The 12,538-nt window shown below is 72.1% G+C and carries 11 protein-coding genes; 1 reads left to right on the top strand and 10 read right to left on the bottom strand.

Annotation, left to right across the window (positions count from 1 at the left end; genetic code table 11):
- Window positions 1-36: 36 nt before the first annotated feature.
- On the bottom strand, window positions 37-1,461 hold the full coding sequence (locus ACIBI4_RS12260; RefSeq protein WP_399203645.1) for an RsmB/NOP family class I SAM-dependent RNA methyltransferase: 1,425 nt from the start codon (window positions 1,459-1,461) through the stop codon (window positions 37-39).
- Between the two features lie 247 nt (window positions 1,462-1,708).
- Entirely contained in the window at window positions 1,709-2,641 is a 933-nt protein-coding gene (fmt, locus tag ACIBI4_RS12255) for a methionyl-tRNA formyltransferase (protein WP_399203644.1), read from the bottom strand.
- 282 nt (window positions 2,642-2,923) lie between these two features.
- Here fmt and ACIBI4_RS12250 point away from each other — a divergent pair, with 282 nt between their 5' ends.
- Window positions 2,924-3,481, top strand: a complete 558-nt coding sequence (locus ACIBI4_RS12250) for a hypothetical protein (RefSeq protein WP_399203643.1) — start codon at window positions 2,924-2,926, stop codon at window positions 3,479-3,481.
- A 255-nt stretch (window positions 3,482-3,736) separates the two neighbouring features.
- On the opposite strand, the gene ACIBI4_RS12245 is transcribed toward ACIBI4_RS12250, so the two are convergent.
- The 8 genes from ACIBI4_RS12245 to ACIBI4_RS12210 all read right to left on the bottom strand — a co-directional run bounded on the left by ACIBI4_RS12245 (window position 3,737) and on the right by ACIBI4_RS12210 (window position 12,500).
- A complete protein-coding gene (locus tag ACIBI4_RS12245; RefSeq protein WP_399203642.1) occupies window positions 3,737-5,884 on the bottom strand; it encodes a primosomal protein N' in 2,148 nt (715 codons plus the stop codon).
- A gap of 289 nt (window positions 5,885-6,173) precedes the next feature.
- The gene (metK, locus tag ACIBI4_RS12240) at window positions 6,174-7,382 is read right to left on the bottom strand and encodes a methionine adenosyltransferase (protein WP_399203641.1); all 1,209 of its coding nucleotides are present in this window, start codon (window positions 7,380-7,382) and stop codon (window positions 6,174-6,176) included.
- 258 nt (window positions 7,383-7,640) lie between these two features.
- Window positions 7,641-8,843: a bifunctional phosphopantothenoylcysteine decarboxylase/phosphopantothenate--cysteine ligase CoaBC gene (gene coaBC / locus ACIBI4_RS12235; protein ID WP_399203640.1), complete on the bottom strand. Its 1,203-nt coding sequence runs from the start codon at window positions 8,841-8,843 to the stop codon at window positions 7,641-7,643.
- A 101-nt stretch (window positions 8,844-8,944) separates the two neighbouring features.
- On the bottom strand, window positions 8,945-9,217 hold the full coding sequence (rpoZ, locus tag ACIBI4_RS12230; protein WP_004948662.1) for a DNA-directed RNA polymerase subunit omega: 273 nt from the start codon (window positions 9,215-9,217) through the stop codon (window positions 8,945-8,947).
- 46 nt (window positions 9,218-9,263) lie between these two features.
- Window positions 9,264-9,821, bottom strand: coding sequence for a guanylate kinase (gene gmk, locus ACIBI4_RS12225; protein WP_399203638.1), 558 nt, complete (start codon window positions 9,819-9,821; stop codon window positions 9,264-9,266).
- 38 nt (window positions 9,822-9,859) lie between these two features.
- On the bottom strand, window positions 9,860-10,183 hold the full coding sequence (locus ACIBI4_RS12220) for an integration host factor (protein WP_005319887.1): 324 nt from the start codon (window positions 10,181-10,183) through the stop codon (window positions 9,860-9,862).
- Window positions 10,184-10,557: 374 nt separating this feature from the next.
- The gene (gene pyrF, locus ACIBI4_RS12215; protein ID WP_399203637.1) at window positions 10,558-11,400 is read right to left on the bottom strand and encodes an orotidine-5'-phosphate decarboxylase; all 843 of its coding nucleotides are present in this window, start codon (window positions 11,398-11,400) and stop codon (window positions 10,558-10,560) included.
- The gene (locus ACIBI4_RS12210) at window positions 11,397-12,500 is read right to left on the bottom strand and encodes a quinone-dependent dihydroorotate dehydrogenase (RefSeq protein WP_399203636.1); all 1,104 of its coding nucleotides are present in this window, start codon (window positions 12,498-12,500) and stop codon (window positions 11,397-11,399) included. The genes pyrF and ACIBI4_RS12210 overlap by 4 nt, the downstream gene beginning before the upstream one ends.
- Between the last annotated feature and the right edge of the window lie 38 nt (window positions 12,501-12,538).

Here is a 12,538-nt window from a genome sequence, read left to right as displayed (position 1 = left end):
CGCCCGCCCCGTACCGCCGGCCTACGAGCCCTGCGCTCAGGCAGTGCGGCGGATCAGCGCCAGATACATCGCGTCCGTGCCGTGCAGATGCGGCCACAGCTGGACGTCGGGGCCGTCACCGAGCGCGGGGACGTCCGGCAACAGGGGCCGCGCGTCGATGAGTTCGGTTCCCGGCACGCGCTTGAGTACGTCGTCCACGACCGCGCGCGTCTCGGCGAGATGCGGCGAACAGGTCGCGTACCCGACGACGCCCCCGACACGTACCGCCTCCAACGCCTGGGTGAGCAGCGCCCGTTGCAGCGGTCCGAAGCCGTCCAGATCCTCCGGACGGCGGCGCCAGCGCGCCTCGGGGCGGCGGCGCAGGGCTCCGAGACCCGTGCACGGGACGTCCATCAGGACACGGTCGAAGCTGCCGGGGCGCCACGGCGGGCGGGTGCCGTCGGCGGCGATCACCTGGTACGGGCCGGGGTTGCCCGCGAGCGCCTGGGCGACCAGGCCCGCGCGGTGCGGCTGCTTCTCCGACGCGAGCAGCAGCGCGCCGCGCGCGGAGGCGAGACCGGCCAGCATGGCGGCCTTGCCGCCGGGGCCCGCGCAGCCGTCGAGCCAGCGCGCGTCGGAGCCCTCCACGGGCGCGTTGGCGAGCGCGAGCGCCACCAACTGGCTGCCCTCGTCCTGCACTCCGGCCCGCCCCTCACGCACGGGTTCGAGCGCGCCGGGCTCGCCGCCCTCCGTGAGGCGCACGGCGTACGGGGACCAGCGGCCCGGCACGGCGGTGTCCTCGGGCAGCGCGCCGAGCAGTTCGGTGCCGGTGATCCGGCCGGGGCGGGCCACGAGCGTGACCTCGGGCCGCTCGTTGTCGGCCTCCAGGAGGTCCTCGATCCCTGCGCGGCCGCCGCCCAGCGAGTCCCACAGCGCGGAGACGACCCAGCGCGGGTGCGAGTGCACGATCGCAAGGTGGTCCTCGGGGTCCTCGTCGTAGGGCGGCGCGACCTTCTCCAGCCAGCCGTCGAGATCGTCCCCGGCGATCCGGCGCAGCACGGCGTTCACGAACTTCGCCCGCCCGTCACCGAGCACCACCCGCGCCAGCTCCACGGTCGCGGACACCGCGGCGTGCGTCGGGATCCGGGTACCGAGCAGCTGGTGCGCACCGAGGCTCAGAACGTCGAGAACGGGCGGGTCGACCTCGCGCAGCGGCCGGTCCACACAGGCCGCGATGATCGCGTCGTACGTGCCTTGGCGGCGCAGCGTCCCGTACACCAGCTCCGTGGCGAGGGCGGCGTCGCGCGCGTCGAAGTTCTCGTGCTTCTCGCGCGCCTTGCGCAGGAGCGGGGGCAGCACGAGGTTGGCGTACGCGTCCCGCTCGTCCACGGCCCGCAGCGCCTCGAAGGCGAGGATGCGCACCGGGTCCTTCTGCGGCCTGCGGTGCTTGCGCGGGGGGCGGTTGCCGGGCTTGTCGTTCACGAAAAGGTGCTCCGGATTCTGGATGCTGATTCTTCCCGGGGGACTCCCCCGGATCCCCGGCCGAACCAGCAGGTCGGCCGAGGCGGCCGGTCCGGGCCCTGCGAGTCGGCCCCGGACGGGCAGGCCCTCCCAGCGTACGGGCGGGGCCATGGGACGGCCCGGCACCGATGGCACGGAGCCGGGCCTGGCGGACAGCCGATCGTGCGGATGCGGACGGCGCGCGGGCGGTACGCGGACGGTGTGCTCGTCAGACGCCGAGGGTCTCCCCCGACCCGATCCGCACCCCGCGCGCCCAGTCCGCCGCCTTCATCGGCTTCTTGCCCTGCGGCTGGACCCACAGGAGCTCGACGGCGTGCGAACCGGTGCCGACGTACACGTTGTTCTTGCCCGCGTCGAGCACGCCCGCCGCGAGGTCCGTGCGGTCGGTCACCGGGGCGACGGCGATCAGCTTGAGGCGCTCGCCGCGGAACACCGTCCAGGCGCCGGGCGCCGGGGTGCAGCCGCGGACCACACGGTCGACGCGCAGCGCGGGCGCCGCCCAGTCGACCGCCGCGTCCTCGACGGTGATCTTCGGGGCGAGCGAGATGCCGTCGACGGGCTGCGGCACGGCGAGCAGACTGCCGTCCTCGATGCCGTCCATGGTCGCCTCCAGGAGACCGGCGCCCGCGAACGCGAGGCGGGTCAGCAGATCACCGCTGGTGTCGGTGGCCCGCACCTCCTCCGTCACCGTCCCGTACACGGGCCCCGAGTCGAGACCCTCCTCGATCAGGAACGTGGAGGCGCCGGTGATCTGGTCGCCCGCCATGATCGCGTGCTGCACGGGCGCGGCTCCGCGCCATGCGGGCAGCAGCGAGAAGTGCAGATTGACCCAGCCGCGCGCCGGGACGTCGAGCGCAACCTTCGGGAGCAGGGCACCGTAGGCGACGACGGGGCAGCAGTCGGGCTCGATCTCCCTGAGCCGCGCGAGGAAGTCCTCGTCCCTCGGCCGCCGGGGCTTGAGCACCTCGATGCCGGCCTCCTCGGCCCGCTCGGCGACGGGGCTCGCGACGAGTCTGCGGCCGCGCCCCGCGGGAGCGTCCGGCCTGGTGACCACGGCGGCGACCTCGTGCCGGCCGGAGGCGATCAGGGCGTCAAGGGCGGGAACGGCAACCTCGGGGGTGCCTGCGAAGACGAGCTTCATCGGTGGCTGAGGGCCTCTCGGGCGGGAACGTACGAGCAGCGCACCAGTCTATGAGGCGGACGGCACCCGGCGTACGCCGCGGGGTGCGTGCCCGCTCCCGTTCTTGTTCCGGCGGACGGCGGCCCGGGGGCGTGAGGACGGCCGCGCGCCCCGCGCATATGCGCATACGCCCCTCCACCGTGACCACATCCACCGCTGGTGCGTTGGTCAAGAAAGAGTTGACCCCCATGGGGCCGCGGTCGCGGCCCGATCCTTTTCAACGCCGGTTCGAGAGGCTTGTTCATGGCCGACCACGCAACCCACGACGCCCAGGCAAGGGCCAGCCTGCATCTGCTGGTGCGGGACATCGAGCGGGTCCGCCGACAGGTGGACGCACTGCGCACCCTCACCGCCCAGTTGGGCAACGTCTACCGCCCGCGCCGCTCCGGCCCCGCCACGGGCTTCGTCGTGTACGGGCGCGCGCCCGCCCCCACCGTCCGTCTCGCCCAGGAGCTGCGGGACAGCGTAGAGACGCTGGTCACCGCGGCGGTCGACTTCGACCGCTCGCTCGGCTTCTCCTGGGACGCGGTGGGCTCCGCACTCGGAGTCACCAAGCAGGCGGTGCACCGCCGTTACGGCGCCCGGCGCGCGACGGCACAGGCCGCCGCCGAGGCCGAGCGCGCGGCGGACACCGGAGCACGCCCGGTGGGCGTCGGCGCGGGCCTCCCGTCGGTCCCGGCCGCCCGCTCCATGCCGACCCAGCCCACGGCGGGCAGCCCCGTCCTCCGCGAATCCCCGGGAGCCCCAGCCCTGCGCGACGACCCCCGCCCGCCGGCCTTCCCCGGCCCCCGCAACGGCTGACCGAGAGACAGCAGAACGCCGACGCTGCTGCCTCTGGGCCCGCCTGACGAAGTGCCCCTGCCCTTCTGGGTTGGGGCACTTCGTATTCATTCAGCCCGGCCGGCGTTTGAGGCCATCCGAACGAAGTTCGGATCCGGGGGTCCGGGGGCGAAGCCCCCCCCACGCGGCGGAGCCGCAAATTGATACAGCCGGGAAGGGGCGGGGCGGGGAAAAAGCCCGCCGCAGGCGCCCCCACCCGCGCCCAACAACCAACCCTCACCCAATATCCGGCGGATCAACCCGAACCCGAACCCCCTCCGAGGCCCCACGCGCCACCCGCGAAGCCACCGCCGCCTTGAGCGCCGATGCCAACGCCGCCCCGCTCCCCGGCGGCACGCGAAGAAGCACCCGCTCCCACACCTCCCCGACCGGCACCTCCCCCACCCGCCGCGGCCGCGCCGGATCCGTCACGGGCAGGGGCACAGGCCCCAGCACCTCCACGTCCGAGGGAAGCCCCGCCCCGGCCAGAAACTCCGTGAGCACCTCCGCCCGCCCCGCCACCGACACCATCCGCGACACCGGCGGAAACCCGAGCTCGGCCCGCTCGGCCAGCTCCCGCACCGCATGCCCCACGGGATCCCACCGCACGAGCGCCTGCACGGGCCGCAGCGTCGGCTCCCCGACCACCACGACCGTGCCGCCCGCACCCTGGCCCCGTACCAGCGCCGCCGCCCCGATCCACCGCCGCAGCGCATCCTCCGCGGCCCGCAGATCGGGCCGCCCGAGCATGGTCCACCCGTCGAGCAGCAGCGCCGCCGCGTACCCGCCCTCGGCGACGGGCTCGGCCCCGGGCGTGGACACCACGAGCGACGGCTGGTCGGGCACCGATTCGAGCACATGCTCGCGCCCGGACGTCCGCACGGGCACGGACGGAAACGCCCGCCCCAGCTCCTCCGCCGTACGCCGCGCCCCCACGATCTGCGCACGCAGCCGGAACGACCCGCACTCGGGACAGTGCCACTGCGGCTCCCCCCGCCCGCACCACACGCACTGCAGCGCCCCGGCGTCCTGCGCCGCGAGCGGCCCGGCACACGCACGGCAGCGTGCGGGCGCACGGCAGCGCTCGCAGGCGAGCCGCGGCACATAGCCCCGCCGCGGCACCTGTACGAGAACGGGCCCGCGGGTCAGCCCCTCCTTGGCGACCTGCCACGCGAGCGACGGCAGACGGGCCGCCCGCGCCGCCGCGTCCCGCGCCACATCGCCGTCCCCGACGGTCCGTACGAGCGGCGCGGCCCGCCGCACCTGCTCCCGGTCGGCGACCAGCGGCTTGGCCCAGCCCGTCTCGACCAGCTGCGCCGCCTCCACGGTGCAGCTCCAACTGCCCAGCAGGAAGCCGCACTTGTCGTGCGCGGCCCGTAGCAGCAGCACATCGCGCGCGTGCGGCTGCGGCGCGTGCAGCTCGCTGTGATTGCCGTCCCCGTCGTCCCAGATCGCCACGAGCCCGAGGTTCTGCACCGGCGCGAACATCGCCGCCCTGGTCCCCACCACGGCACGCACCGCGCCCCGCCGCACGGCCAGCCACTCCGCGTACCGCTTCTGCGGCCCGGCGTCGGCCGTGAGCAGCGCATGCCGCCCCTCACCGAGCACGGCGGTCAGCGCGGCATCGACCCGCCCGGCCGTCTTCCCGTCCGGCACGACGACGAGCGCGCCCCGCCCCGACGCCAGCGTGGCCGCGACGGCCCGCGCGAGCTCCTCGGCCCAGTGCGGCCCGGGCAGCGCGTTCCACACGGCGCGCGGCGCGCCGCCCGACGCGAGCGACTCCAGGAACGCGGGCCCCTGCCCGTACCGCTCCCAGGTCCCTGCCGAGGGCTTCGGCGGGGCGGGCGGGGCCGGCGGCGAAGGCCTGCCCTCCGCCTTCGCGTTGCGCGGCGGGATCGCCAACTGCAGGACGTCCGCGAGGCTCCCCGCATACCGGTCGGCGACAGCGCGCGCGAGCCCGAGCAGCTCGGGGCTCAACACCGGTTCGGGAGAGACGACTTGGGCGAGCGCGGCCAGCGGTCCGGAGTAGTCGGACGCGGCGATCCGCTCGACCAGATACCCGCTGATCAGCCCGCCGCCCTCACGCCGCCCTCCGTGCACCCGCCCGCGCCCGGCCCCGAACCGCACCCGCACCCGCACGCCCGGCTGGGCGTCGGCGTCGAGGTCGGCGGGCACCGCGTAATCGAAGTACCGGTCGAGGTGCAGCACGCCCTTGTCGACGAGGACACGGGCCACGGGAAGCTCGGGCGCCAGATCCGCGCCGCGCCACGTACGGGGCTTCGCGCGGGGTACGGCGGCCTTGCGCACCGTCTCCCGGATGAGGGCGAGCTGCTCCGGCGCCGCGTCCTGCGCGTCGCTGCCGGGGCGGTCGTTCTCGCTGCTCACGGCCCCAACTTAACCAGACGGCACTGACACCGGACGCGCCCGAGATCCAGTCGGCGGCGGCGTGGGTGCCTCTGCGTCTGCCAGTTCCGCCACACCGCGACCGGGGTCACGGCGACGGGATTCGAACCCGTAGGGGCCATACGGCCCGGAGAAGTATCCGCTGCCTGCGCACCGGGCGCTCCGGTGTCATGACGGCCACGATAGACACCGACTGCCGCCCTGCGCAGATGATTTCGGGTACGACGACGGCCCCGGACCGATTGGTCCGGGGCCGTCGTCTCACAGCTGACTACAGACCGGCGGCCTTGCGCAGCGCGTCCACGCGGTCCGTGCGCTCCCAGGTGAAGTCCGGCAGCTCACGGCCGAAGTGGCCGTACGCGGCGGTCTGGGAGTAGATCGGACGCAGGAGGTCCAGATCGCGGATGATCGCGGCCGGGCGCAGGTCGAAGACCGTGGAGATGGCTTCCTCGATCTTCTCGACCGGGACGGTGTTGGTGCCGAAGGTCTCGACGAACAGACCCACCGGCTCCGCCTTGCCGATCGCGTACGCGACCTGCACCTCGCAGCGCGAGGCGAGCTGGGCGGCGACCACGTTCTTGGCGACCCAGCGCATCGCGTACGCGGCCGAGCGGTCCACCTTGGACGGGTCCTTGCCCGAGAAGGCGCCGCCACCGTGGCGGGCCATGCCGCCGTAGGTGTCGATGATGATCTTGCGGCCGGTCAGACCGGCGTCGCCCATCGGGCCGCCGATCTCGAAACGGCCGGTCGGGTTGACCAGAAGGCGGTAGCCCTCGGTCTCCAGCTTGATGCCGTCCTCGAGCAGCGCCTTGAGCTCCGGCTCCACGACGAACTCGCGAATGTCGGGCGCGAGCAGCGACTCCAGGTCGATGTCGGAGGCGTGCTGCGAGGAGACGACCACGGTGTCGAGGCGGACGGCCTTGTCACCGTCGTACTCGATGGTGACCTGGGTCTTGCCGTCGGGGCGCAGGTAGGGGATGGTCCCGTTCTTGCGGACGTCCGACAGACGGCGCGACAGACGGTGCGCGAGGTGGATCGGCAGCGGCATCAGCTCGGGCGTCTCGTCGGTCGCGTACCCGAACATCAGGCCCTGGTCGCCGGCGCCCTGCTTGTCCAGCTCGTCCTCGTCGCCCTCGACCCGCTTCTCGTACGCGGTGTCGACGCCCTGCGCGATGTCCGGGGACTGCGCTCCGATGGACACCGAGACACCACAGGAGGCGCCGTCGAAGCCCTTCTTGGAGGAGTCGTAACCGATCTCCAGGATCTTCTCGCGCACCAGCTGCGCGATCGGCGCGTACGCCTTGGTGGTGACCTCACCCGCGACGTGCACCAGACCCGTGGTGATCAGGGTCTCCACGGCGACGCGGGACGTGGGGTCCTCGCGAAGCAGCGCGTCGAGAATGGTGTCGCTGATCTGGTCAGCGATCTTGTCGGGGTGGCCCTCGGTCACGGACTCCGAGGTGAACAGACGACGGGACACAACGCTCCCTGGGGTTGCAGCGGCTGCTGGCTGATCATGGGCGAAGCCGCCGGGAGCTGCGCCCGGCCCTGCTTCGTCGACCAGTTTATCGGTCGCCTCCGGCCACCGGGCGCCGCGTCTCGCTTCCTGGATGCCCTGTGACCTGCGGCACTGCATTCTGCGATACGACGATCGGTCTCCGCCAGGGCGTTGACGTCCGAATTTCACGGTTTTGAGGCGCCCGGCCGGGCGAAATTCACTTCCCATACACCCCGGGGATCAGACCAGCCTCTCCCGCACCAGGTCCCACACCACGTCCGCCAGGGCTTCCTTGGGCCCGTACGGCACAGGCGTCTCGGAACCGTCGGCGCCGAGCACGACCGCCTCGTTCTCCTCGGAGCCGAAGGTCTTGCGCTCACCGACCTCGTTGACGACGAGCAGATCGCAGCCCTTGCGCTCCAGTTTGGTGCGCCCGTTGGCGAGCACGTCGTCCGTCTCGGCGGCGAAGCCGACGACGACCTGGCCGGGCCGGGCCCGGTCTGCGGAGATCTCGGCGAGGATGTCGGGGTTGCGGACCAGGGTGATCACCGGGTCGGCCCGGTCGTCCTTCTTCTTGATCTTCCCGGTGGCGTACTCGGCGGGCCGGAAGTCCGCGACGGCGGCCGCCATCACCACGGAGTCCGCGTCGGCCGCGGCCTTGAGGACGGCCTCGCGCAGCTGCACGGCAGTGCCGACGTGGACGACGTCCACGCCCGCGGGATCGGGCAGCCCCGCGTTCGCCGAGACCAGCGTGACGCGGGCGCCGCGGGCCGCCGCCGTCCGCGCGAGGGCGTAGCCCTGCTTGCCGGAGGAGCGGTTGCCGAGGAAGCGGACCGGGTCGAGGGGCTCGCGCGTACCGCCGGCGCTCACCACGACGTGGCGACCGGCCAGGTCGGCCTCGGCGGTGCCGCGCGCGAGCACCCGGCGGCAGACCTCGAAGATCTCGCCGGGCTCGGGCAGTCGCCCCTTGCCGGTGTCCACGCCGGTGAGGCGGCCGACGGCGGGCTCGATGACGACGGCACCGCGGCGGCGCAGCGTCGCGACGTTCTCCTGGGTCGCCGGGTGCTCCCACATCTCGGTGTGCATCGCGGGTGCGAACACCACGGGACAGCGGGCGGTGAGGAGCGTGTTGGTGAGCAGATCGTCGGCGAGGCCGTGCGCGGCCTTCGCGAGCATGTCGGCGGTGGCCGGCGCCACGACCACGAGATCGGCGTGCTGACCGATCCGTACGTGCGGCACCTCGTGGACGTCGGACCAGACCTCGGTCGAGACGGGGTTCCCGGAGAGCGCGGACCAGGTCGCGGCGCCCACGAAGTGGAGCGCGGACTCGGTCGGCACGACGCGTACGTCATGACCGGACTCGGTCAGCCGGCGCAGGAGCTCGCACGCCTTGTACGCGGCGATCCCGCCGCTGACCCCCAGGACGACCTTCGGCTTGTCCACTGCCACTCCCCACTACGAACCGGTACGTCTTCATGACACACCACAGGCCCGGCAGTCGCGCTGCCGGGCCTGAAGTGGAAAAACTGCCGAATGCGGCGCGACTACTGCGCCGGGGCCTCGATGGCCTCGGAGGTCAGCAGGCCGGCGTTGATCTCGCGCAGCGCGATCGAGAGCGGCTTCTCGTGGACGTGGGTGTCCACCAGCGGACCGACGTACTCGAGGAGACCCTCGCCGAGCTGCGAGTAGTACGCGTTGATCTGGCGCGCGCGCTTGGCCGCGTAGATCACGAGGCTGTACTTCGAGTCGGTGGCCTCGAGGAGCTCGTCGATCGGCGGGTTGATGATGCCCTCGGGCGCGGTGATGGAAGAGGACACGCTCTACCTTCCGAAGAATGGAAAAGATCAGACAGGAAGAGCCTGATCACACAACGTTCATCAAGGCTAGCAGCTCGCGGGCCACGTCCTCGACGGAGGTGTTGACAAGGGTGGTATCGAACTCCGACTCGGCGGCGAGCTCGATACGGGCGGCGGCCAGACGGCGCTCGATGACCTCGGGCGCCTCGGTACCGCGGCCGGTCAGGCGGCGCACCAGCTCGTCCCAGCTGGGCGGTGCGAGGAAGACCAGCTGGGCCTCGGGCATCGACTCGCGGACGAGCCGGGCGCCCTGGAGATCGATCTCCAGGAGGACCGGCTCGCCGCGGTCGAGGCGCTCCAGGACGGCGCCGCGCGGTGTGCCGTAGCGGTTGCCCGCGAATTCGGCCCATTCGAGCAGGTCGCCGTTGGCGATCAGCTTGTCCATCTCGTCGTCGGTGACGAAGAAGTACTGGACGCCGTGCTTCTCCCCGGGACGCGGCTTCCGAGTCGTCGCCGAGACGGAGAGCCAGACCTCGGGGTGTTCCTTGCGCATATGAGCGACGACCGTGCTCTTGCCGACCCCGGAGGGGCCGGAGAGCACGGTCAGCCGCGGACGTTCACTCATGCAGCGATTATCCAGGTTCTCAGGGGTGCCTGAGACCGTCAGGCGGCACCGCCGCCGAACTCTCGCTCCAAAGAAGCGATCTGGTTGGAGCCAAGGCCCCGCACACGCCGGCTCTCGGAGATACCGAGACGCTCCATGATCTGCTTGGCGCGGACCTTGCCCACGCCCGGCAGCGACTCGAGGAGGGCGGAGACCTTCATCTTTCCGATGACGTCGTTCTCCTGGCCCTGCTTGATGACCTCGTGAAGGGAGGCGCCGGAGTGCTTGAGTCGATTCTTGACCTCGGCCCGCTCCCGGCGAGCCGCGGCGGCCTTTTCGAGCGCGGCTGCGCGCTGTTCAGGGGTAAGGGGCGGAAGAGCCACGCCTACGTCACCTCGGTTGTCGAACTGGTCGGATACGGACCGGTGAGGAACCTAATAGCCCCGCACCTGGGGAGTCACGAGCAAACAGCACCCGTGCACTCCCGACGGAGACTAGCGGCCAGGACCGCTCCAGTCAGCGAGAACAGCGGAAAAGTCCAGGTCAGCCTCTGCTGAACTATACATATCGGGCAAACTGCCCCGGATTTGAGGGTCCGTGACCTGAAAATCTTCGGCCCGCACACCCGATCGCCTTCTGCTTGCCTCCTGCAACGATGTGAAATCCCGCTCCGCCAAGGCCGATTCGCGCCCTTGCGGAACGCGGGGAGGCATGCCTTGCGGCCGGGCGCCGAGGACGCCCGGCCGCAGCCACGTCTCTAGGCCCCCGCGACCGCCGTACGGACTTCGTCGGCGAACTGCGCCGCCGAGGACCGCAGCGCCTCCACGGACGGCCCGTGCTTCAGGACGCCCCGGCTCACGTTGGGCACGACGTTGCCCACCGCGGAGCCGAACACCGACGGCAGATCGGCGGGCGTCGCCCCCTGCGCCCCGATGCCCGGCGCCAGGAGCGGCCCGTTGATGTCCAGGTCGTACGAGGACAGGTCGCCGAGCGTCGCCCCGACCACCGCGCCGAAGGAGCCGAGGGGTGTGTCGCCCGCGTTCTCCTCGGCCAGGTGCGCCAGCATCGTCGCGCCGATAGTGCGGCCGTCGGCCCGCACCGCGTGCTGCACCTCGCCGCCCTCGGGGTTGGAGGTGAGGGCGAGGACGAAGAGTCCCGCACCGTTCTCGCGGGCAAGGTCGACGGCGGGCTTCAGCGACCCGTACCCGAGGTACGGCGACACGGTCAGCGCGTCCGAGAACAGCGGCGAGTCCTTGCGCAGGAAGGCCTCGGCATACGCGGCCATCGTCGAGCCGATGTCCCCGCGCTTGGCGTCCATGCACACCAGCGCACCCGCGGCGCGCGCCTCGGCGACCGTGGTCTCCAGGACCGCGACGCCCTTCGAACCGAACCGCTCGAAGAACGCGGCCTGCGGCTTGAACACCGCGACCGTCTCGCCCAGCGCCTCGACGACCGTGCGCGAGAACCGCTCCAGGCCCTCGACCGTGTCGGGCAGACCCCAGGAGTCCAGCAGCGAGGCGTGCGGGTCGATGCCGACGCAGAGCGGACCGCGCGTGTCCATCGCCCGCCGCAGCCGGCTGCCAAACGATTCGATGCTCATGCGGAGACCTTTCGCGTGTCGGCGCCGACCGCTTCGGCCAGCGTGGCGTACGGGGAGTTGTTCAGGCGGGCGGCAAGACCCTTGTGCATCGCGCGCATCCAGAAGGGGCCCTCGTAGATGAAGGCGCTGTAGCCCTGCACCAGCGTGGCGCCCGCGAGGATCCGCTGCCAGGCGTCCTCGGCGTTCTCGATGCCGCCGACGCCGACCAGCGTGATCCGGTCGCCCACGCGCGCGTACAGGCGGCGCAGGACCTCCAGGGAGCGCTCCTTGAGGGGCGCGCCGGACAGGCCGCCGGTCTCCTTGGTGAGCGAAGGGTCGGACAGGAGTCCTTCGCGGCCGATCGTCGTGTTCGTGGCGATGATCCCGTCCAGGCCCAGCTCCACGGCCAGGTCGGCGACCGCGTCCACGTCCTCGTCAGCGAGGTCGGGCGCGATCTTCACCAGGAGCGGGACGCGGCGGGAGGTGACCGTACGGTCGGCGGCCTCGCGTACGGCGGCGAGCAGCGGCCGCAGTGCCTCCGTGGCCTGCAGGTTGCGCAGTCCGGGCGTGTTCGGGGAGGACACGTTGACCACGAGGTAGTCGGCGAACTGGGCGAGCCGCTCGGTCGACTTCACGTAGTCGCCGGCCGCCTCGGCCTCCGGCACGACCTTGGTCTTGCCGATGTTCACGCCGACGGTGGTCTTGAAGACGGGGTTACGGGAGGCCAGGCGCGCCGCGACCGCGAGCGAACCCTCGTTGTTGAAGCCCATGCGGTTGATCAGCGCACGGTCGGGGACCAGGCGGAACAGCCGCTTCTTGGGGTTGCCGTCCTGCCCCTCCCCGGTGACCGTGCCGATCTCGATGTGGTCGAAGCCGAGCATGGCCATGCCGTCGATCGCGACGGCGTTCTTGTCGAAGCCGGCCGCGAGCCCGAACGGGCCGTGCATGCGCAGGCCCAGAGCCTCGGTGCGCAGTTCGCGGAAGCGCGGCGCCAGGATCGCGGCGACGAAAGTACGCAGGACGGGGATACGGGCCGCGAGGCGGATCCAGCGGAAGGCGAGGTAATGGGCCTTCTCGGGGTCCATGCGCTTGAAGACGAGGTTGAAGAAGAGCTTGTACATACGTCGTGAGTCCTCAGGGTCCTCATGAAGAGGGGGAC

Origin of the sequence: Streptomyces sp. NPDC050418, from assembly GCF_044458745.1 — a bacterium.
In the GTDB taxonomy this organism is placed as follows: domain Bacteria; phylum Actinomycetota; class Actinomycetes; order Streptomycetales; family Streptomycetaceae; genus Streptomyces.
The sequence above is the reverse complement of the archived record's forward strand: the minus strand, read 5'-3'. Positions and strand labels throughout refer to the sequence as shown.